The 21004-nt window shown below is 73.5% G+C and carries 18 protein-coding genes; 9 read left to right on the top strand and 9 right to left on the bottom strand.

The features are described 5' to 3' along the window. Positions 1 to 109 precede the first annotated feature (109 nt). The 3 genes from RIM90_RS05450 (at position 110) to RIM90_RS05440 (ending at position 4135) form a co-directional block, all read left to right on the top strand. A complete protein-coding gene (locus tag RIM90_RS05450; protein ID WP_309059401.1) occupies positions 110 to 1444 on the top strand; it encodes a DUF692 domain-containing protein in 1335 nt (444 codons plus the stop codon). A 117-nt stretch (positions 1445 to 1561) separates the two neighbouring features. Beyond that, positions 1562 to 2383 carry a TIGR04222 domain-containing membrane protein gene (locus RIM90_RS05445; RefSeq protein ID WP_309059400.1) on the top strand — a complete coding sequence of 274 codons (822 nt, stop codon included), beginning with the start codon at positions 1562 to 1564 and terminating at the stop codon, positions 2381 to 2383. Between the two features lie 87 nt (positions 2384 to 2470). Further along, the gene (locus RIM90_RS05440) at positions 2471 to 4135 is read left to right on the top strand and encodes an alpha/beta hydrolase (protein WP_309059399.1); all 1665 of its coding nucleotides are present in this window, start codon (positions 2471 to 2473) and stop codon (positions 4133 to 4135) included. Positions 4136 to 4196: 61 nt separating this feature from the next. On the opposite strand, the gene hemQ is transcribed toward RIM90_RS05440, so the two are convergent. Both hemQ and hemG read right to left on the bottom strand, forming a co-directional pair. Beyond that, a complete protein-coding gene (hemQ, locus tag RIM90_RS05435) occupies positions 4197 to 4928 on the bottom strand; it encodes a hydrogen peroxide-dependent heme synthase (protein WP_309059398.1) in 732 nt (243 codons plus the stop codon). 5 nt (positions 4929 to 4933) lie between these two features. Continuing rightward, the gene (gene hemG / locus RIM90_RS05430) at positions 4934 to 6391 is read right to left on the bottom strand and encodes a protoporphyrinogen oxidase (RefSeq protein ID WP_309059397.1); all 1458 of its coding nucleotides are present in this window, start codon (positions 6389 to 6391) and stop codon (positions 4934 to 4936) included. A 202-nt stretch (positions 6392 to 6593) separates the two neighbouring features. Between hemG and RIM90_RS05425 the strand changes: the two genes are divergently transcribed. Next, the gene (locus tag RIM90_RS05425; RefSeq protein WP_309059396.1) at positions 6594 to 7601 is read left to right on the top strand and encodes a DUF4349 domain-containing protein; all 1008 of its coding nucleotides are present in this window, start codon (positions 6594 to 6596) and stop codon (positions 7599 to 7601) included. A gap of 59 nt (positions 7602 to 7660) precedes the next feature. Beyond that, on the top strand, positions 7661 to 9067 hold the full coding sequence (locus tag RIM90_RS05420) for an FAD-dependent oxidoreductase (RefSeq protein ID WP_309059395.1): 1407 nt from the start codon (positions 7661 to 7663) through the stop codon (positions 9065 to 9067). 41 nt (positions 9068 to 9108) lie between these two features. Here RIM90_RS05420 and RIM90_RS05415 read toward each other — a convergent pair whose 3' ends face one another. Next, a complete protein-coding gene (locus tag RIM90_RS05415) occupies positions 9109 to 9429 on the bottom strand; it encodes a hypothetical protein (protein WP_309059394.1) in 321 nt (106 codons plus the stop codon). Positions 9430 to 9561: 132 nt separating this feature from the next. Here RIM90_RS05415 and RIM90_RS05410 point away from each other — a divergent pair, with 132 nt between their 5' ends. Continuing rightward, positions 9562 to 10383, top strand: a complete 822-nt coding sequence (locus RIM90_RS05410) for a rhomboid family intramembrane serine protease (RefSeq protein ID WP_309059393.1) — start codon at positions 9562 to 9564, stop codon at positions 10381 to 10383. A 76-nt stretch (positions 10384 to 10459) separates the two neighbouring features. Here RIM90_RS05410 and RIM90_RS05405 read toward each other — a convergent pair whose 3' ends face one another. The 3 genes from RIM90_RS05405 to hemE form a co-directional block, all read right to left on the bottom strand. Continuing rightward, entirely contained in the window at positions 10460 to 11167 is a 708-nt protein-coding gene (locus RIM90_RS05405; protein ID WP_309059392.1) for a VOC family protein, read from the bottom strand. Positions 11168 to 11239: 72 nt separating this feature from the next. Beyond that, positions 11240 to 13318, bottom strand: a complete 2079-nt coding sequence (locus RIM90_RS05400; RefSeq protein ID WP_309059391.1) for a SpoIIE family protein phosphatase — start codon at positions 13316 to 13318, stop codon at positions 11240 to 11242. A 147-nt stretch (positions 13319 to 13465) separates the two neighbouring features. After that, positions 13466 to 14536, bottom strand: a complete 1071-nt coding sequence (gene hemE, locus RIM90_RS05395; protein WP_309059390.1) for a uroporphyrinogen decarboxylase — start codon at positions 14534 to 14536, stop codon at positions 13466 to 13468. A 145-nt stretch (positions 14537 to 14681) separates the two neighbouring features. On the opposite strand from hemE, the gene RIM90_RS05390 reads away from it, so the two are divergent. From RIM90_RS05390 to RIM90_RS05380, 3 genes are all read left to right on the top strand, one after another. Continuing rightward, complete coding sequence (locus RIM90_RS05390; protein ID WP_309059389.1) at positions 14682 to 15356, top strand: DUF3000 domain-containing protein; 675 nt, start codon at positions 14682 to 14684, stop codon at positions 15354 to 15356. Positions 15357 to 15636: 280 nt separating this feature from the next. Beyond that, complete coding sequence (locus tag RIM90_RS05385; RefSeq protein ID WP_004923664.1) at positions 15637 to 16299, top strand: response regulator transcription factor; 663 nt, start codon at positions 15637 to 15639, stop codon at positions 16297 to 16299. Positions 16300 to 16491: 192 nt separating this feature from the next. Next, entirely contained in the window at positions 16492 to 17790 is a 1299-nt protein-coding gene (locus RIM90_RS05380; RefSeq protein WP_309059388.1) for a ribonuclease D, read from the top strand. A gap of 12 nt (positions 17791 to 17802) precedes the next feature. Here RIM90_RS05380 and RIM90_RS05375 read toward each other — a convergent pair whose 3' ends face one another. Genes RIM90_RS05375 through RIM90_RS05365 form a run of 3 tightly spaced genes read right to left on the bottom strand, consistent with a single transcriptional unit; the run spans position 17803 to position 20896 of the window. Further along, the gene (locus RIM90_RS05375) at positions 17803 to 18633 is read right to left on the bottom strand and encodes a carbohydrate ABC transporter permease (protein WP_309059387.1); all 831 of its coding nucleotides are present in this window, start codon (positions 18631 to 18633) and stop codon (positions 17803 to 17805) included. Further along, positions 18630 to 19580: a sugar ABC transporter permease gene (locus RIM90_RS05370; protein ID WP_309059386.1), complete on the bottom strand. Its 951-nt coding sequence runs from the start codon at positions 19578 to 19580 to the stop codon at positions 18630 to 18632. The genes RIM90_RS05375 and RIM90_RS05370 overlap by 4 nt, the downstream gene beginning before the upstream one ends. Further along, positions 19580 to 20896, bottom strand: coding sequence for an ABC transporter substrate-binding protein (locus RIM90_RS05365; protein ID WP_309059385.1), 1317 nt, complete (start codon positions 20894 to 20896; stop codon positions 19580 to 19582). The genes RIM90_RS05370 and RIM90_RS05365 overlap by 1 nt, the downstream gene beginning before the upstream one ends. Positions 20897 to 21004 lie beyond the last annotated feature (108 nt).

Genomic DNA, 21004 nt, shown 5'->3' with positions numbered 1-21004 from the left:
GAAGGCCGCCGTGACGCGGTTCGGGGGCCGGCTCCGGGGCCATACCCCCGTCAGTCCGGCGGGGGCCGGTGGAAGCCGGACGGCCGGACGGCCGGTGGAGGAGGGGACGATGGTGCGACTGGGGACGGGGATCGGGTGGCGGCCGGAGATCGCGGAGGCCGTCGAGGGCATGCCGGGGATCGACTGGGTGGAGGTCGTGGCCGAGAACGTCTGCCCCGGGCACCTGCCCGGGTCACTGCTGCGGTTGCGCGAGCGCGGGGTGACCGTCGTGCCGCACGGGGTCTCGCTGGGGCTGGGCGGGGCCGAGCGGCCCGACGAGGGACGGCTGGCCGCCCTGGCCGAGCGGGTCACGGCTCTCGGGTCGCCGCTGGTCACCGAGCACATCGCGTTCGTGCGGGCGGGCGGGGCGCTGACCGCCTCGCCGCGGCTGGAGGCCGGGCATCTGCTGCCCGTGCCGCGCACCCGCGACGCCCTCGACGTGCTGTGCGAGAACGTCCGCATCGCCCAGGACGCGCTGCCCGTGCCGCTCGCCGTGGAGAACATCGCCGCGCTGATCTCGTGGCCCGGCGAGGAGATGACCGAGGGACAGTTCCTGTACGAGCTGGCCGACCGCACCGGCGTGCGGCTCCTCATCGACGTGGCCAACCTGCACACCAACCACGTCAACCGCGGCGAGGACCCGGCCGAGGCGCTCGCCGAACTGCCCCTGGAGGCCATCGCGTACGTCCATGTCGCCGGCGGTGTCGAGCGGGACGGCGTGTGGCACGACAGCCACGCCCACCCCGTCCCCGGCCCCGTGCTCGACATCCTCACCGACCTCGCGTCCCGGGTCTCCCCTCCCGGTGTGCTGCTGGAGCGGGACGAGAACTTCCCCGAACCGGCCGAGCTGGCGGGCGAGTTGGGGGCCATCCGGGTTGCCCTGGAGAAGGGTGCGGGTCAACGGGCCGGCACGGGGGCGGAGTCGGAGGCGGAGACGTCCGCTGCGGAGGGGCCTCCCGTCCGCGCGGAGGCGGGGCGGGATTCCTGCGCGCCCTCCCGGCAGCGGCTCGCCCTCGCGCAGACCGCGCTGCTGTCCTCGCTGGTCGCCGGGACGCCCGTGCCCGAGGGGTTCGACCGGGCGCGGACGGCCGTGCAGGCGCGGGCGCTCGCCGCGAAGCGGGCGGATGTCGTCGCCAAGGTCGCGCCCGAGCTGCCGGTGATCCTCGGCAGCCGGTACCGGGCCGCCTTCCTCGCGTATGCGCAGGGGCAGCCGATGGGCGGGGGCTACCGGCAGGACGCGCTGGACTTCGCCGAGCACCTGCTGCTGGCCGGGCGGCCGGAGGAGGAGCGGGCGCGGCGCGAGCTGCGGGAGTGGTGGCTGGAGCGGTCGGGGCCGGCGCCCCGGTCGCGGCGGCCGGCGGTGCGGCTGGCCCGGGCGACGCGGCGGGTGCTGCTGCGGCGGTGAGCCGCCGTGGTCCCGAGTCCCGAAGACCCCGGCGGGGCGTCACGTGTGGACAACGCTCCGTCCCGGATGGTGAACAGGGCATGGTGTTTTCGTGACCGTGTCCCTTACAAACAACCCATGTTCTGGGTCCTCCTCCTGCTGCCGGCCTGGGCCGTCGCCGGTGCGGCGTGCACCCGGCTGTGCCTGGCCGCCGTTCGTGCGGCGGCCGCCGACCACACCGGCACGGCCGACGGCGGGGGGCGTGATCCGGCCTCTGTCCCCCTGACCCTGTACGAGACCGCGTTCCTGTCCGGCGGTCCCCGGCGGGTCGCCGACGTCACGCTGGTCTCCATGGCGCGCCAGCGGCGCCTGCTGCTGGCCCGTACCGGCTGGGCGACCGTGGTCGATCCGCACGGGCGGGACGACATGGAGCGGTCCGTGATAGGGGCGATCGGGCCGGAGGGGCAGTCCCCCCTCGCGCCCGTACGGGCCGCCGCGGCGACCGCCGACCCGGTGCGCGGCCTCGCCGACCGGCTGGTCCGCGCGGGACTGGCCGTGCCCGACGCCCACGCCGGTACGACGGTCGCCGACGCGGTCCGCCAGGTGCGGCTCGCCGCGCTGGCCGTGGCCGGGCTGGGCGCCGCCGCCCTGATGCTGCCGGTCCCCCCGGACACACCGCGCCACCTGGTCGCCCTGTGGTTCGCCCTGCCGCTCGTCCTCGCGCTGAGCTGCCTGGCGATGGCACGGTTCGAGGTCCACCCGTACTCGCGCTGGGCCTCCCCCGCCGGTCAGCGGCTGCTCGGGGCCCTGTCCCGCGGGGCCGACGGCGCCGGTGACGACCGCGCGTACCTCACCTCCGTCGCCGTACGCGGCGTCCGCGCGATCGGTGAACCGGACCTGCGGGCGGCCTTCGCGCACCGTGAGCACGGCCGCCGCGCCGGGGGCGAACGGGAGTACTGACGGCGACACCCGCGAGCGGTGCTTGCCTTACCCAACCATCGAACGAAACATCCCTTTTGTCACCACCGTGCACCGAAGGGACACACGATGAGAACCGCCGCCGTCCACGTGGCCGCCGGGTCCCTGCTGCTCACCGCCCTGGCCGCCGCCCCGGCCGGCGGTGCTCCCCCGGTCGCCCGAGCCGCTCCCGCCGCCCTCACCGCCCCCGGCGCGGCCGAGCTGCGCGGCACCGCGGTGGCCGCCGCGCGCGCCGCGCGCGAGGGCATCGCGTTCGGCGCGTGCCCGGACGCGGAGGACCTGCCGGCCACCGTCCAGTGCGGCACGGTCGGCGTCCCGCTCGACTACGCCCGCCCGAACGGCAAGCGGATCGAACTCACCGTCAGCCGTGTCCGGGCCACGGGCAAGGACCCCGCCGACAGCAAGCGCGAGGTGCCCCGGCAGGGCGCCCTGGTCTACAACCCGGGCGGGCCCGGCGCGAGCGGCATGTCCTTCCCGCTCCTCGGCGTGCTCCCGGAGTGGAAGCGCGTCGCGGCGGCCTACGACCTCGTCGGCTACGCCCCGCGCGGGGTGGGCCGTTCCGCACCGCTGTCCTGCACGGACCCGAAGGAGTTCGCCGAGGGACCCACCGAAGCGCCGGTGCACCCCTCGGCGGCGTACAAGCGGGAGCGCGTCGCGAGGGCCGAGGCGTACGCGCGCGGCTGCGCCGAGCGGGCCGGCGACGCGCTGCGGCACTACACCTCCCTGAACAACGCCCGCGACCTGGACGTGCTGCGCGCCGCGCTGGGCGAGAACCGGCTGACGTATCTGGGCGCGTCCTACGGCACCTACCTCGGGGCGCTGTACGCGACGATGTTCCCCTCCCACGTGCGGCGGATGGTGTTCGACTCGGCGGTGAACCCGGACCCGGGACAGATCTGGTACCGCAACAACCTCGACCAGTCGGCCGCGTTCGAGGACCGCTGGGCGGACTTCCGGGCCTGGGTCGCCCGGCACGACGACGTGTACGGGCTGGGGGACACGCCGGACGAGGTGCAGCGCGGCTACGAGCGGGCGCGGGCGCGGCTGGCGGAGGAACCGGCCGGCGGGAAGGTCGGGCCGGGGCAGTTGCAGCAGGCGTTCCTGCAGGCCGGGTACTACGACGACTACTGGCCGCAGCGCGCCCACGCCCTGTCGGCGTACCTGAGGGGAGACGCCGGGCCGCTGGTCGAGCAGGCCCGGGCGTACCCGGAGGCGGCGGTGGAGAAGGAGAACGCGCGGGCGGTCTACCTCGCCGTGGAGTGCAACGACGCGCCCTGGCCGACGGACTGGGCGGTGTGGGACCGGGACAACACCCGGCTCGCGCGCCGGGCGCCCTTCGAGACCTGGAGCAACGTGTGGACCAATCTGCCCTGCGCCTCCTGGCGGGCGCCCCGGCAGCGGCCGCTGGACGTCCACACCGGGCGCGGTGAGCTGCCGCCGACGCTGATCCTGGCGGCCGAGCGGGACGCGGCCACTCCGTACGACGGTGCCCTGGAGCTGCGCCGCCGGCTCGCGGGCTCGGTGCTGGTGACCGAGCGCGACGCCGGCACCCACGGCATCGCGGGCGGGCCGAACGCCTGCGTGAACGGACACATGGAGGCGTATCTGCTCGAGGGACGGGTGCCGGGGCGGCGCGCGTCCTGCGCACCGCGCCCGGAACCGAAGCCGAGGCCGGCGGACGGGCCGGCCGGAAAGGGGCCCGCCACCCGGCCCGCCGGCCGCCCCGCCGCCTGATCGGCCGGCCGGGCGGACGGCACCGCCGACCGCCCGGCCGGCGTCCTGCTCATCGGGCCGGTCAGGCCAGGCCCGCGACCAGTTCCGCGATGTCCTTGCGGCGGCCCGTGAAGAACGGGACCTCCTCGCGGACGTGCAGCCGGGCCTCCGAGCCGCGCAGGTGACGCATGAGGTCGACGATGCGGTGCAGCTCGTCGGCCTCGAAGGCGAGGATCCACTCGTAGTCGCCGAGGGAGAAGGAGGCGACCGTGTTGGCGCGCACGTCGGGGTAGCCGCGGGCCATCTTGCCGTGGTCGGCGAGCATGCGGCGGCGGTCCTCGTCCGGCAGCAGGTACCAGTCGTAGGAGCGCACGAAGGGGTAGACGCTCACGTAGTCGCGGGGCGTCTCGTCGGCGAGGAACGCCGGGATGTGCGAGCGGTTGAACTCGGCGGGCCGGTGCAGCGCCATGTTCGACCAGACCGGGGTGAGGGCGCGGCCCAGCTCGGTGCGGCGGAAGAGGTTGTACGCCTCCTGGAGCTGGTCGGCGGTCTCGGCGTGCCACCAGATCATGAGGTCGGCGTCCGCGCGCAGGCCCGACAGGTCGTAGGTGCCGCGGACCGTGACGTCCTTGGCGGCGAGCTGGTCGAACAGTTCCTGGACCTCGTCGGCGTACCCGGCGCGGTCCTCGGGCAGCACGTCCTTCAGCTTGAAGACGGACCAGAGGGTGTAGCGGATGACCTCGTTGAGGTCCTTGGCCAGCTTGCCCTTGTTGGGGATCCGGTCGGGGGCGGGGGTGGTGGCGTCGTCACTCATGTCCCTCATTCTCCTGCTCCTCCGTGGAGGCTCTGCACCGGGTGGGCGGTGAGCTCCTGCACACCGCGCAGGTCACCGTGGATCCGGTCGACGGCGGCGTACGCGCTCGCGATGCACGCGGGGATGCCGACGCCGTCGTAGGCCGCGCCGCACACGGCCAGCCCGGTGAGGTCCGCGAGGTGCTCGCGGACGCGGGCCACGCGCGCGTGGTGACCGACGGGATACTGGGGCAGGCCGTCGTCCCAGCGGGTGACGCGGGTGGCGACGGGGGCGGCGTCCAGTCCGGCGGCCGCCTTCAGGTCGTGCCGGGAGACCTCCACGAGGTCGGCGTCGTCGCGGCGGAGGATCTCCGTCTCGCCGTGGCGGCCGACGGAGGTGCGCAGGACGACCAGGTCGGGGTTCTCCTCGGCGACCCAGCCCCACTTGCGGGAGGCGAAGGTGGCCGCCTTGATGGTGCGGCCGTCGACCGGCGGCACCAGGAATCCGCTGCCCTCGGGGAGGCCGGTCTCCGCGCGGCGGTAGGCGAGGGTGATCAGCGCCATGGAGGCGTACTCGACTCCGGCCAGTTCGGCGGCGGCCCGGGGGGCCTCGGCGCGCAGGAGGCGGGCGGCGGCCGGGGCGGGGACGGCGACGACGACCGCGTCGGCGGGCAGGACCCGGTCCCCGGCGACGACCCGCCACCCGCCCTCGGGCGTCCGGCGCAGCCCGGTGACCGGCGTACCGGTGAGGATCTCCCCGCCGCGCGCCCGGACCGACGCGGCGACGGCGAGCGGCAGGGTGCCCACTCCGCCCTCGATGCCCATGAACACGGGGCCGGTCCGCCCGGAGGCGGCGGACCTCGCCTGGATCTCGCGGACGCCCTCGGTCAGGGAGGTGTGGGTCCGGGCGGCCTCGAAGAGCTGCGGGACCGCCGAGCGCATCGAGATGCGGTACGCGTCGCCCGCGTACACCCCGCCCAGCAGGGGCTCCACGAGGCGGTCGACGACCTCGCGGCCCAGGCGCGCCGCCACGTACTCACCGACCGCCACGTCGTCGCCGACCTCGGTGCGCGGCAGGTCGGCGTCGCGCTCGATGCGGGCGAGCCCTTCGTCGGACAGCACGCCGGCGAGGGCGGCGGCGGTGCCGGGTACGCCCATGACGTGGCCCCTCGGCATGGGGCGCAGGGCACCGCGGGTCCACAGCGAGGCCGTCGCGGTGGCCGGGGGCCGGAGACGGTCGGCGAGGCCCACCTCGCGGGCGAGGGCCACCGCCTCGGGACGGCGGGCCAGCATCGACTCCGCGCCGAGGTCCACCCGCGCGCCCGCGATCTCGCCGGGCAGCAGCTTGCCGCCGACCCGGTCCGAGGCCTCCAGCACCGTCACCCGCGCCCCGCGCTCCAGCAGCCGGTGCGCGGCGGCCAGCCCGGCGACACCGGCTCCGACGACGACGACCCGCTGTCCGGCGCCCGTACGTGATCCGCTCATGGCTCCAGCTTCTCAAACGCCACCGGCGGCCCCACCAGGGCCATGGGGCCCTGACGAGTCCCTGCCCCGTCCCCGAACCCTCCCCGGGCCGTCCCCGCCGAGTCCCTACCGTGACCTCATCGGGACCGTTTCGCGCCAACGTCCCGTGCCCGTCCGGCGTCGTAGGAGCGTCAGTCGTCACGACCCCGGGGGGAAGACCCACATGCGCACACGACGATCCGTACGACCGGCCCACGCCCTGGCCGCGGTCCTGCTGTCCGCGGCCCTCGCGGTCACCGGGTGCAGCGGCACCGACGACGCCTCCGGCAGCACGGCGGACGGTGGCGGCAAGGCCGCCGCGCAGGCGGACGCCCAGGCGGCGCCGGAGGGTGCCGAGCAGGGCGCGCCCGGCGGCGCGGCGGACGGTGCCCGGGCGACGGCGCCGGCGAAGGCCCCCGCTCAGCACATCATCCGCACCGCCTCACTGACCGTACGGGTGAAGGACGTCCCGAAGGCCCTGGACGAGGCCCGCGCCACCACGGAGGACGCGGGCGGCTACGTCGGCAACGAGACCACCACCCGCGACGAGGAGGGGCACGAGCGCACGCGCGTGGTGCTGCGCGTGCCCGTCGCGCGGTACGAGGAGGTCCTCGCCGACCTGGAAGGCGCGGGCACGCTCCTCGAACGCAGCGCGAAGGCGCAGGACGTCACCGACCAGGTGGTCGACGTGGAGAGCCGGATCACGTCGCAGCGCGCCAGCGTGGCCCGTATCCGCGAGCTGATGGACCGGGCCACCAGGCTCAGTGACGTGGTCACCCTGGAAGGGGAACTGAGCACCCGTCAGGCCGATCTGGAGGCCCTGCTCGCCCGTCAGGAGTCGCTGAAGGACCGGACGAGCCTGGCCACCATCACCCTGTCCCTGTCCGAGAGGCCGGTGGAGAAGGCCGCGCGGGACGACGACCCCGGCTTCGTGGACGCGCTCGCGGGCGGCTGGGACGCGTTCGTGACGATGCTGCGCTGGCTGGCGGTGGCGATCGGCGCGGTGCTGCCGTTCGCGGCGGCGGTCGTCCTGCTCGTCCTGCTGTGGCAGAAGGCCGTGCGTCCCCGGCTGCCGCGGCGACCGGTGCCGGCGCCCGCGACGAGCGCCCCGGGTCCGCTGCCGGCGGCCCGGCCGGCACAGCGGCCGGCCCGCGGCGGAACGGAGGAGAGCGGGGGGAACGGGGAGGGCTGAAGGGCTCTGCGGCGGGCCCGGGCCGGACCCGAAAGGCCCTGCCCCCGTAGCGTGTTCGCATGAGCATGAGCGATGCGCGGAGTGCGCGGGGCACGCGGGAACGCCTGGTCGTGATCGGCGGCGACGCCGCGGGGATGTCCGCGGCGTCGCAGGCCCGTCGGCTGAAGGGCCCGGACGAGCTGGAGATCGTGGCGTTCGAGCGCGGCCACTTCACCTCCTACTCGGCGTGCGGCATCCCGTACTGGGTGGGCGGTGACGTCCCCGAACGGGACCTGCTGATCGCCCGCACGCCCGAGGAGCACCGCGCGCGGGACATCGATCTGCGGCTGCGCACCGAGGTGACGGAGCTCGACCTCGGCCGGGGACGCGTACGCGCGCGTGACGTCGATTCCGGGGCCGAGTCCTGGACGTCGTACGACAAGCTGGTGATCGCGACCGGTGCGCGGCCGATCCGCCCGGAGCTGCCCGGCATGGACGCCCCCGGGGTGCACGGGGTGCAGACCCTGGACGACGGGCAGGCGCTGCTCGACACGTCGGCCCGCACGCGTGGCGGCCGCGCGGTGGTCGTCGGGGCGGGCTACATCGGCGTGGAGATGGCCGAGGCGATGATCAACCGCGGCTACGAGGTGACGGTCGTCAACCGGGGCGAGGAGCCCATGGCCACCCTCGACCCCGACATGGGGTGCCTGGTGCACGAGGCCATGGTGGGCATGGGGATCACCATGGTCAACGGCGCCGAGGTCACCGAGCTGCTCGTGGGGGACGACGGCCGGGTGCGGGCGGTCGTCGCCGGGGAGGCCGAGTACCCCGCGGACGTCGTCGTCCTCGGCATCGGGGTGCGGCCCGAGACGGCCCTCGCGCGGGCGGCGGGACTCCCCCTGGGCGAGCACGGCGGACTGCTGACCGACCGGTCCCTGCGGGTGCGCGGGCAGGAGAACGTGTGGGCCGGCGGCGACTGCGTGGAGGTGCTCGACCTGGTCTCCGGACAGCAGCGGCACGTCCCGCTCGGCACGCACGCCAACAAGCACGGTCAGATCATCGGCGCCAACGTCGGCGGCGGCTACGCCACCTTCCCCGGTGTGGTCGGTACGGCGGTCAGCAAGGTGTGCGACCTGGAGATCGCGCGCACCGGCCTGCGCGAGAAGGACGCCCGCCGCGTGGGCCTGCGGTTCGAGACCGTCACCGTCGAGTCGACCAGCCGCGCGGGCTACTACCCGAACGCCTCCCCCATGACGGTGAAGATGCTCGCCGAAGTGCGCACCGGCCGCCTCCTCGGCGTCCAGATCGTCGGCCGCGAGGGCGCGGGCAAGCGGGTCGACATCGCCGCGGTGGCCCTCACGGCCGGTATGACGGTGGAGCAGATGACGACCCTGGACCTGGGCTACGCGCCGCCCTTCTCACCGGTCTGGGACCCGGTCCTGGTGGCGGCCCGCAAGGCGGCGGCGAAGATCCGGGGCACGGGGTGAGCCGGAGGCGGTGAGCCGGGTGGGCCGGAGGCGGAGTCCGGCTACGCCGTCCCGGTGATCCGTTCGATGGCCTGGCGCGCCTGCTCGGCCGACGGGCGCGCGGGCAGCGACGAGACGGAGGCGCTCGAGGGCGCCGGGGGCGGCTGCTCCCCCGCCGGCCTGGCGTGCGCCGCGGTCCGCGCCGAGCGCAGGCGGTGGCCCGCCGCCTCGTCCAGCGTGACCGGCCGCTGCGTCTGGGCGGCGAGCCGTCCCGCCTCCTGGCCCAGCCGGGCGACGTCCTCCCAGGGCAGGCGCACCACGAGCGTGAGCTCGGCCTCGCCGCCGGGCAGCGCGTGCAGGGCGGGGGTCACTCGGTCGTTCATCGTGTGTTCCTCACGTCGGCCCCGCGACCCCTTCCCCGCGCCGCGGGCGGTTGACGACAGATACGCACGGCCGGACGGCGGTGTTCAGCGCCGCCGCGGATTCACCGACCGCCGCCCGGGCACAAGGGGGATGTGGTGATCCCCGTCCATGACGTGAACCCCGCGCGGCGCACTCCCTGGGTGACGTACGCACTGCTCGCCGCCAACTTCACCGTCTTCGTGTTCCTCACCCCCGGTGTCGCCGGTTCGCTGACGGGCGAGGGCGGTCTCGCGCAGCTGTGCGGCCTCCAGGCGTTCCTGGAGCGGTACGCGGTGGTGCCGCAGGAGCTGATCCACCACCGGATGCCCCGCCTGGTGCCCACGGGCGACACCGGGGTGGGACCGCAGGGGCCGGGGTGCGTGGTGGGGCCGCCGGGTTACGAGAAGGTCCCGGAGCTGAGCGTCCTGACGTCGATGTTCCTGCACGGCGGCTGGCTGCACCTGCTGGGCAACCTGCTCTTCCTGTGGATCTTCGGCAACAACATCGAGGACCGCATGGGGCACGTCCGCTTCCTGCTGTTCTACGTCGTCTGCGGCTACGCGGCCGCGTACGTCTTCGCCCTCGCGAACTCCGGTTCGGGCGCCCCGCTGATCGGCGCCTCCGGAGCCATCGCGGGGGTGCTGGGCGCCTACCTGGTGCTGTATCCGAAGGCACGCGTGTGGGTGCTGGTGCCGTTCCTGATCTTCCTGCCGCTGCGGCTGCCCGCCTGGACCGTGCTGGGCTCGTGGTTCGTGCTGCAGGCCGTGTACTCGTCCGGCGGAGGCGTCTCGCAGGCCGGGACCGTGGCCTATCTGGCACACGTCGCCGGCTTCGTGGCGGGCATGCTGATCGCCTGGCCGCTGCGTCCCGGCACTGCGCCACCGCCGGAGCCGCGCGGCGTGCGGTACGGCAGGCACGCACGGCCGGGTCGGTGAGGGAGCCGGGGCGGCGCACGAGCGGAGCCCCGGCCGTCGCAGCGATACGCGCGCTGCCGGACTCCGCCTCCGCCGGTCAGCGGCAGCCCCTCAGCTCCTCGAGACGCTCGAGGTCGTCGTGCACCGACTCCCGCTCCCGGTCGGTGAGGCGGACCGCGGCGGCCCGGGCGAGCGCGGAGGCCGCGGTCTCTTCGTCACCGAGGCGCCGGGCGACATCCGCACGCAGCACGAGGAGGCGGAGCAGCTGCACGGGCGTCGGCCGTTCGTCCTCGATGCGCAGCACCCGGTCGACGATCTTCGCGGCGCCCTCCGGGTCCTCCCTCGAGTCCGCGAACAGGGAGGCGTGGTGGAGGGCCCGGGAAAAGGTTCCCCCGGGGGCGGGCCGGTGGTGCTGGTCCCGGCCCGTCGGCTGCCCGACGCGGAGGCAGTTGCCGCCCGGATCGGTCACGAGGAACTGCCGCACGCCGTGCGACGTGTCCTTCAGCGGCCCGATGCGCGGCAGCCCCCGGGTCGGGATCCTCCCGTACGCCGCCTTGAGCCTGGTCCGGAAGACCTCGTGCAGACCGTCCACGTCATCGGTGCGGATGTGACACGTGCTGAACGACTCGGCCGGCTCGTACTGCTTCATTCCGAAGAAGTGGAGCTGGATGCCGCCGCGCTCCACCACCGCGTACGGATGGGGGCTCTTCTGCTGGAAGGTCACCTCGAACCCGAGGACGGTGTAGAAGTCGAGAACGGGCTGGAGGGTCCGGCACGGCAGGATCGGGATGGTCCTCTCACTCATGCCCGCCACTGTAGTCAAATTTGAGTAGCAAGGGGGCGGGTTTGTCGCGGGAGGGCCGGCGGGACGTGCCCGCTACCGGTCCGGCCTCTCGTGGTTCCGGTGGAGCCTGCCGTCGCGGTGATCGCGGTCGTCGGCGGGGGGCGCGGGCAGTCGCAGGGCCACCATGGCCACGTCATCGTCGTTGTCGACGGTCAGCAGGTCGGCGAGCAGCTCGTCGCAGAAGGCCTCCAGCGGGCGCCGGACGGCGATCGACGCGTGGTGGCGCAACCGCTCCAGACCGACGGTGAGGTCCTCCTCGCGGCGCTCCACCAGCCCGTCGGTGTACAGCAGCAGGGTCGAGCCGGGCGGCAGCGGTTCCAGGGCGCTGCTGTACTCGGGGTGCGGGACGAGCCCGAGCATCGGGGAGCGGCCCTCGGTCAGGAAGCGCGCGGTGCCGTCCGCTTCGACCAGCAGCGGCGGGGGGTGTCCCGCGACGGAGTAGTGGATCTGGAAACGGCCGGGCGCCGGGCGTTCGACCCGGGTCAGGATGCAGGTGGCGGTGCACTCCAGGTAGAGGGTCTGCAGGGAGACGTCCAGGCGGCGCAGGATCGTGCCGGTGGGTTCCTGGCGGTCGAGGGTGAGTCCGCGCAGCATGTTGCGCAGCTGGCTCATGGTGACGGCGGCGGGCAGGTCGTGCCCGGAGACGTCGCCGATGGTGAGGACGGTGGCGCCGTCGCGCAGCACGAAGGAGTCGTACCAGTCGCCGCCGACCTCGGCGGCCGAGGTGCTGGGCCGGTAGCGGACGGCGATGTCGAGGCCGGGCACGTCCGGCGGCTCGGTGAGCAGGCTGCGCTGGAGGGCCAGCGCCACCTGCCGGGTGCGCTGGTACTCCAGGGCGTTGCTGAGCGGTGTGTGGGCCCGTTCCAGGAGCGTCTGCAGCAGGCTGATCTCGGGTGGGCCCAGGGGCGGGCGGTCACCGGTGACGGAGGCGGCGACCAGGGCGGCGGCGGTGCCGTCGACGACGACGGGAAGCACGACGACGCTGTTGGCGTCGTGGGCCAGCCAGGGTTCGGCGGCGGGCGGGGCGAGGTCGGGCGGGGGTGAGCCGGGCGGGAAGACGGCGTGGACCGGGCGGCGCTGGTCGGCGGCGCGGGCGAGCGGGCTGCCGGGCCCCAGGTGCTCCGCGTGGTGCGGGGGCAGGTCGGGGTGGCCGTCGCGGATGACGGCGGCGACGCGTTCGGCGGTCAGCGCGGTCCCCGGCGTGCGGTGCAGGGCCTGCGGGAGGAGGTACATGGTGCAGCTGTCGGCGAGGGCGGGCACGATCACCCGGGTGAGGGCGGCGAGCATCTCGTCCAGCTGGGCGGTGTCGGCCGTGACGGCGGTCGCGCGGGCCAGCAGCTCCTCGCGGCGGGCGTCCTGCCACTCCTGCTCGACGTCCCGGCAGGTGCCCACCCACTCGATCACCGTGTCCCCGTCGCGGACCGGTGCCGCCGCGACGGCGAAGTGGCGGTAGCCGCCGGTGGCCAGCCGCAGCCGGTAGGTGTGGGTGAACAGCGGCCGCACCTCCTCCAGGGCCCGGCCCCACTCCTCGAGGATGGCGGCGCGGTCGTCGGGGTGGACCGCGTCGATCCACCCGTCGCCCCGGAACTCCTCCCAGCTCTGCCCGGTCACCCGCTCCCAGCCGGGGCTCGGCTCGATCACCCCGCCCTTGGGGCCCGTCACCCACACCATCTGGGTTCCGGCCCGCACCAGGCTGCGGTAGCGCTGCAGCGCGCGGCGGCGTTCCTCGGACAGGACGCGGATCCGTTCGGCGGCGGTGACCTGCTCGGTGACCTCCACGAGCACGCCCAGCACCCCTTGCCGGCCGTCGCTCGTCGTGCCGGGGGAGAGGCTGAACGTGAAGTAGCGCGTCCCCTCGTCCGTCGCGTCCGAGAAGGCCAGGCCGACGGGGACGGCCGTGAGCACTTCGGCCTTCCCGGTGGCGAGGACCCGGTCGAAGATGTCGAAGTAGCCGGACTGCTCGAGGTCGGGAAAGGCCCGGCGGATGGGCCGGCCCAGCGGACGGTCCCCGAAGATCTTCCGGTAGAGCTCGTTGGTGTACGCGAGCCGGTGCTCCGGCCCTTCGGTGAAGACCACGCCGATCGGAGCGGGGTCGAACATTTCGAGCCTCATGGGGCCTCCACCTGCCCGTGCCCGGGAGCGAACGTGGCGGACAGCGTATGCCCAGTACCCCGTACCCGGGATCCGACTCCCGACCGGCGCGTACGGGGGCCGGCCGGCGGTACCGGGACCGCGTCCGGCCCCGGTACCCGGGGTGGCTCAGCGGGCGGTCTGCGTGTGGACGTACTCCACGAGGCGGGTCAGCGCGTCCGGGTCGGTGGACGGCATCACGCCGTGACCGAGGTTGAAGACGTGGCCCTCCAGGCCTGCGGCCGCCTGCAGCACCTCCCGGGTCCTGGCCTCGACGGCCTCGCGGCCGGCGAACAGCACGGTCGGGTCGAGGTTGCCCTGGAGCGCCTTGCCGGGGCCGACGCGGCGGGCGGCCTCGTCCAGCGGGACGCGCCAGTCGACGCCCACGACGTCCGCGCCGGCCTCGCCCATCGGGCCGAGGAGCTCACCGGTGCCGACGCCGAAGTGGATGCGCGGGACGCCGTAGCCGGCGACCGCGCGGAACACCTTCGCCGAGGCGGGCAGCACCGAGCGCCGGTAGTCGGCCGGGGCGAGCGCGCCGGCCCAGGAGTCGAACAGCTGGACCGCCGAGGCGCCGGCCTCGATCTGGACCTCGAGGAACGCGGCGGTGATGTCCGCGAGGCGGTCGAGCAGGTCGGCCCACAGCCCGGGGTCGCCGTACATCATCGCCTTGGCGTTCTCGTACGTGCGGGACGGGCCGCCCTCGACGAGGTAGCTCGCGAGGGTGAACGGGGCGCCCGCGAAGCCGATCAGCGGGGTGGACCCGAGCTCGCGGGTCAGCTGGCCGACCGCCTCGGTGACGTAGGAGACGTCCTCGGGGGTGAGGTCGCGCAGCCGGGCGAGGTCGGCGCGGGTGCGGACCGGCTGCTCGACGACCGGGCCGACGCCGGGCTTGATGTCGAGGTCGATGCCGATGGCCTTGAGGGGGACGACGATGTCGCTGAAGTAGATCGCCGCGTCGACGCGGTGGCGGCGCACCGGCTGGAGCGTGATCTCGGTGACCAGGTCGGGGCGCATGCAGGACTCGAGCATCCCGATGCCCTCGCGGACCTTGCGGTACTCCGGCAGTGAGCGCCCGGCCTGCCGCATGAACCACACCGGGGTGTGCGGCACGGGTTCGCGCCTGCACGCCTTCAGGAAGGCACTGTCGTACGTCGCGGTCGGCTGCATGCCCGCCGTCGGGCTTACGTTGGCACTCACACCGGCAAGTCTCGCACGGTCCGCCGGCGCCCCCGCACCGCAGGGCACCTGGTGCGCGGCGCCCGTGGGACACGATCCGGACACCGCGGGGCGGCACGGGTGTCCCTCCCCGCACCGGGCACCCGTTCCCCTTAATCTTCCCCGCATGGCTGCGGCTCAGGGACGACTGTCGGACGGCGCTGGCGGAATGGACGAACCGAAGGAGAACGGGACGGATCCCGGGCACGGGGGCGCGCCCCCGCTGCCCTTCCGAGCCGCTGTCGACGCGCTGCGCGGCGCGCGGCTGCGGCCGCAGATCGAGGTGGAGCCGGCTCCCGCGCCCAAGCGGCTCGCGCCGTACGCGTACGCGCTGGAGGCGGCGGTCGTCGACGGCGAGCAGGACGTGGCCGACGGCCGGCTGGTGCTGCTGCACGACCCGGCCGGGCACGACGCCTGGCGGGGCACCTTCCGCCTGGTGACCCTGGTGCGGGCGGAGCTGGAGCCGGAGATGGCCGCGGATCCGCTGCTGCCGGACGTGTGCTGGTCCTGGCTGACCGGCGCGCTCGCGGCGCGCGGGCTGGCGTACGGCGAGCCGAGCGGCACGGTGACCCGTGCGAGTTCCCACTACTTCGGCGGGCTGTCGGAGCGGCCGGCCGCCTCGCAGATCGAGATCCGCGCCTCCTGGACGCCCCGGGAGGGTCTGGGCGGGGTGCCGGACACGGCCGCCCATCTGGCCGCGTGGTGCGATCTGCTGGCCCAGGTCGCGGGGCTGCCGCCGGCCGCCCCCGGGGACGCCTCCGTGGTGACGCTGCCGCAGCGGAGGGGGCCGCAGTCGCGGTGAGTCCCCTGCGGGCTCCCGGCCGTCGCCGACGACGCCGGCCCCGTTGCCCATCTCTTTGTCGATACGGCCACTTTCGGAAGCATTGCGACGCAGAGTGAAACCGTTCGATCTTCGAATGATCGATCGCGCGTCCGAATTGCACGGATTGTTACTCACCAGATCGTGATCATTCCCTAAAGGACACCAGGTTTGTTGCCGAAGACGACTGTGACCTTGAAAGCACGGTTATCCCGGCTTCACCCCCCACGAGCCGGCCCCGTCCCGCACCCCAGGAGGCCTGGTGTCCGTTCTCCTCGAGCAGCCCGCAAGCCTGGTCGCCTACCGCCCGAACAAGCCGACCGCCATGGTGGTCGTGGCCGACCCCCGCGTCCGTTCCACCGTCACCCGCCACCTGTGGGCGCTCGGTGTGCGCGATGTCATCGAGGCCTCGTCCGTCGCGGAGGCTCGTCCCCGCATCGGCAACCCCCGCGACATCTGCGTCGCCGAAGTCCACCTGCCGGATGGTTCCGGCCTCACCCTCCTGTCGGAGACCCGCGCCGCGGGCTGGCCCAACGGCCTCGCCCTGTCCGCCGCCGACGACATCGGTGCCGTGCGCAACGCCCTCGCCGGCGGCGTGAAGGGCTACGTCGTCACCGGCACCCGCACCAACCTCGGGCTCCCCACCCGACCCGGTGCCGCTCCCATCGGCGCCGCCGCCGCGCGCCTGCACCGCCGCCCCCCGGGTGCTCCGAGCCACCCGGGCGGCTACCGCGAACTGTCCGGCCGTGAGGTCGAGGTGCTGCGGCTGGTGGCGGAGGGCCAGTCGAACAAGGCGATCGGCGTCTCGATGGGCCTGTCCGCGCTGACCGTCAAGAGCCACCTCGCCCGCATCGCCCGCAAGCTCGGCACGGGCGACCGCGCCGGAATGGTGGCGGTGGCCCTGCGCACCGGCATCATCCACTGACCTCCCCCTGCCCCCGTCGTCCCTCGTCCCCACCGGTCGCTTCGCTGACGCGAACGGGACCGGCCGCGGCTCCCGGCCCGCCCTCCCCGCGGGCCCGATCCCGCACCGTCCTGACCGGTTCACGACCCCCCGGCGCCCGCCGACGGAACGTTCCGTCGGCGGGCGCCTCCGCGGCACGGATACTCTTGACATGTGACCGACGCCCACGACACCGCAGCAGACAGTTCACTGCGAACCACCGGAGGCGCCCCTCCGGACGACGGCGGATCTTCTGCTACGGAGGCGCCGATCCCCTTGCTCGCCCCCCGTGAGGGTGTACCGCCCGTGATCGCGGACGAGGCCGGCCTCGCCGAGGTGGTGGCCGCCTTCGCCGCGGGCACCGGCCCCGTCGCCGTGGACGCCGAGCGCGCCTCCGGCTACCGCTACGGGCAGCGCGCCTACCTCGTCCAGCTGCGCCGCGAGGGCGCCGGGACCGCGCTGATCGACCCCGTCGCCTGCCCCGACCTGTCCGCTCTGGGCGAGGCGCTGTCGGGCGTCGAGTGGGTGCTGCACGCCGCCACCCAGGACCTGCCCTGCCTGCGCGAGATAGGGATGGTGCCCACCCGGCTCTTCGACACCGAGCTGGCCGGACGCCTGGCCGGGTTCCCCCGGGTCGGCCTCGGCGCGATGGTCGAGAACGTGCTCGGCTACGTGCTGGAGAAGGGGCACTCCGCCGTCGACTGGTCCACCCGCCCGTTGCCCGAGCCCTGGCTGCGCTACGCCGCCCTCGACGTCGAGCTCCTGGTCGACCTGCGGGACGCGCTGGAGAAGGAGCTGGACCGGCAGGGCAAGCTGGAGTGGGCCCGGCAGGAGTTCGACGCGATCGCCTCGGCGCCGCCGCCGGAGCCCCGCAAGGACCCCTGGCGGCGCACCTCCGGCATGCACAAGGTGCGCCGGCGCCGGCAGATGGCCGTCGTACGGGAGCTGTGGCAGACCCGCGACCGGATCGCCCGGCGCCGGGACGTCTCCCCCGGCAAGGTGCTCTCGGACGCGGCCATCGTGGAGGCCGCGCTCGCCCTGCCGGCCAACACCCACGCCCTGGCCGCGCTGAACGGGTTCGGGCAGCGCCTGGGGCGGCGCCAGCTGGAGCAGTGGCAGGCGGCCGTCGACCGGGCGAAGGCGCTGAGCGAGTCCCAGCTGCCCCAGCCCGGCCAGCCGGTGACCGGTCCCCCGCCGCCGCGCGCGTGGGCCGACAAGGACCCGGTGGCCGCGGCCCGGCTCGCCGCGGCCCGGGCGGGCGTCAGCGCGCTCGCCGAGCGGCTGAACATGCCGGCGGAGAACCTGATCACACCGGACACGGTGCGGCGGGTGTGCTGGGAGCCGCCGAAGCCGGCCGACGCCCGGTCGGTCGCCGCCGCGCTGACGGGGTACGGGGCGCGGGCCTGGCAGGTGGAACAGGTGACGCCGGTACTGGTCGCCGCGCTGGCCTCCGGTGCCGACCAGGGCGCCTAGCCCCTGGGCGCGCTACTTCGTCGCCCCCCTCATGAAGCCGTTGTAGATGAAGCGCTGGAGGGACAGGAAGACGATCAGGGTGGGCAGGATGACCAGGACCGCGCCCGCCGAGATCGTCTCCCAGTGCGCTCCGAACGGGCCCTTGAAGCGGAACAGGGACGTCGAGATCACGCCGAGATCCTCGGAGGGCATGTAGAGGAAGGGGATGTAGAAGTCGTTGTAGACGTTGATCCCCTTCACGATCACCACCGTCGCGATCGCCGGCTTGAGCAGCGGGAAGATCACCTTGCGGTAGACGGCGAAGGCGTTGGCGCCGTCGAGGCGTGCCGCCTCGTCCAGGGAGACGGGGATGGAGCGGATGAACTGCAGGAAGATGTAGATCGACACGATGTCCGTGCCCATGTAGAGCGCGATCGGTGCCCACAGGCTGTCGAACATGCCGAAGCTGTTGACGATCTGGAAGGTCGCCACCTGGGTGGTCACCCCGGGGACCAGCGCGGCGAGCAGGAACAGGGCGACCACCAGCTTCCTGAAGCGGAAGTGGAAGCGGTCGATCGCGTACGCCGTCATCGAGCCGATGAGGATCGTGCCGCCGACGGCGACGACCAGGATGACCGCCGTGTTGCCGAAGGCGGAGAGCATCTGGCCGTCCCGGAACGCCGTCACGTAGTTGTCGAAGTTCAGCGGGTCGTCGGGAAGGGCGAGCGCCCCGCTGCCGTTCGCCATCTCCCCGGAGGACTTCAGCGAGGTCAGGAAGACCACGGTGAGCGGCAGCAGCACGACCAGCGTCGCGAGGATCAGCGACAGGTACACGAGGGTGCGGGCCACGGTGCGGCGGGTCATACCAGGTCCACCTTCTCGTCGGGGACGATGCGCCGCTGCACCCAGGTGACCGCCAGGACGATCAGCAGCAGCACGACGGCGGCGGCCGAGGCGAGCCCCGTCTTGTTGAACTGGAAGGCCAGCTTCACGGTCTGGATCACGAACGTCTCGGTGCCGGTGGCGCCGCCGGTCATGATGTACGGGATCTCGAAGACCGACAGCGAGCCGGAGACGGACAGGATGACGCTCAGGCTCAGCACGGGCTTGATGCCGGGCGCGATGATGTGCCGGAACTGGTGCCAGCGGCCGGCGCCGTCGATCTCGGCCGCCTCGTACAGCTCACCCGGGATGGACTGGATGGCGCCGAGGAACAGCACGAAGTTCAGGCCCAGGTAGCGCCAGACCGAGACGCCGGCGAGCGAGGTGTTCGCGGAGAACGGCGTGCCCAGCCAGGCGTGGTCGGTCTCGACGCCGAGCAGACGCAGCACGGAGTCGAGGGTGCCGCCGTCCTGGAAGAAGTAGAGGAAGACGAAGCCGATCGCCACCCCGTTGATCAGGTAGGGGAAGAACAGCACGCCCTTGAAGAAGTTCCGGAAGCGGACGTCGAAGCTCAGGATCGTGGCGAAGTACAGGGCGAGGACGATCTGCACCACGGAGGCGACGAGGTAGTAGCCGCTGACGAAGAACACCTCGAACAGCTCGGAGCGGGTGAGGAGTTCGGTGTAGTTCTCGGTGCCGGTGTAGTTCAGCTCCGGGCTCACGCCGTCCCAGTCGGTGAAGCTGTACGCGATCATGTTGGCGATCGGCGCGTAGGTGAAGGTGAGCAACAGGGCCAGCGGTGCGATCAGGAACAGCCAGGGGGTGAGGCGGCCCCGGATCCGTGTGCCGCGCGGGGCGGGTGCCCGCTTCGGTCCGGCGGGCGCGGCCGGGGGCACCGGCCGCGCCGCCTTGCGGGTGGTGTCCGTCATCAGGGCTCCAGGGACTTCCGCGCCTCGGCCCACCGCTTCGTGAGGTCGCCGAGGAAGTCGTCCAGGCTGCCCTTGCGCGCGCCGCGGGCCAGGTCGACGAGGTCCTGGCGGTAGTCGGGCTTGTAGATGCCGACCTCGGACTGGTTGTCGATGGACTTCACCTCGGCGCCCTTGGTGTCGTCGAGGTCGAGCAGCTTCACGCCCTCCTCCTCGTACGGCTTCAGCACCTCGGGCAGCGGGGCGTCCTTGAGCGGGGAGAGCGCCAGATTGGCCTCCGCGTAGCCGGACTTGTCGGTGAACCAGTCGATCCAGGCGCGGGCGGCGGCCTTGTTGTCGGAGTGGACGTTGACGGCCTGCTGGTAGTCGGGGGAGGTCACCGCGCAGAACGCGCCGTCCTTCTGCGCCGGGAAGGGCATGAAGCCGATGTCGGCGGGGTCGGTGCCGGCCTGCTTCGCGGCGTCCCGCATCTGCACGACGGCCCAGGAGCCGAGCCACATGGTGGCGATCTCGCCCTTGGCCAGCTTCGGCTTGGAGGCCTCCCAGTTGGTGGTGGTCGGGTCCTTCTCGGCGAGACCGCCGCGCACGATGTCGTACAGCAGGGTGTCGGCCACGCGCAGGTCGGCGCCCTCGGCCCACGGGTCGCCCTCGGCGAGTTTCGTGGTGGCGCTCGTGTCGCAGCCGACGGAGCCGTTGACGTTGGTCCACTGGGTCAGCGGCCACATGTCCTTGAAGTTGGTGTAGTACGGCACCGCGTCGGTCTTCGACTCGATCGCCTTCAGGTCGTCGAGGAACTCGTCGGGGGTGGTGGGCCAGTCGGTGACGCCGGCCTCGCTCCAGACCTTCTTGTTGTAGACGAACCCGGGGACGACGCCGACGGGGCTCTGGCCGTAGACCTTGCCGTCCACGGTGGAGTAGTCGGTGAAGCGGTACTTGGCGTCGCGCTCCGCCTCGCCGCCCAGGGAGGCGAAGAACTTCGGGTAGTCCTTCTTCTCGATCACCGCGGGGATCATCAGGACGTCGCCGTAGTTCTCGGTGTTCATCCGGATCTTGACCTCGCCCTCGTAGTCGGTGAGGGCGTCGAACTCGACCTTCACCCCGGGGTAGGTCCTGTTGAACTCGGCGGCGTACCTCTTCATCGTCCCGTCCTGCACCAGGTCGGTCCGGTGGGTGAGGACCGTGATGGACCCCTTGGCCTCGGAGGGGTCGTCGGGCGCCTCGGCGTCCGCGCCCCCCGATGAGCCCCCTGTGCCCGTGCAGGCGGAGGCCAGGAGGGCGAGGACGGCGATCGATCCGGCGAGTGCCTTGCGGCGGTTCATGTGCACCAGCTCCGTTCACGGGGCGGACGAGCACGAGTGGGTTGGCTGGTTCGGCACTCTGGCAGCCCTTGCTAAACCGGTAAAGTCTCTATTGCGCCAACGATGCCA

Source organism: Streptomyces sp., from assembly GCF_031181555.1.
Classification (GTDB): domain Bacteria; phylum Actinomycetota; class Actinomycetes; order Streptomycetales; family Streptomycetaceae; genus Streptomyces; species Streptomyces fimbriatus.
The sequence above is the reverse complement of the archived record's forward strand: the minus strand, read 5'-3'. Positions and strand labels throughout refer to the sequence as shown.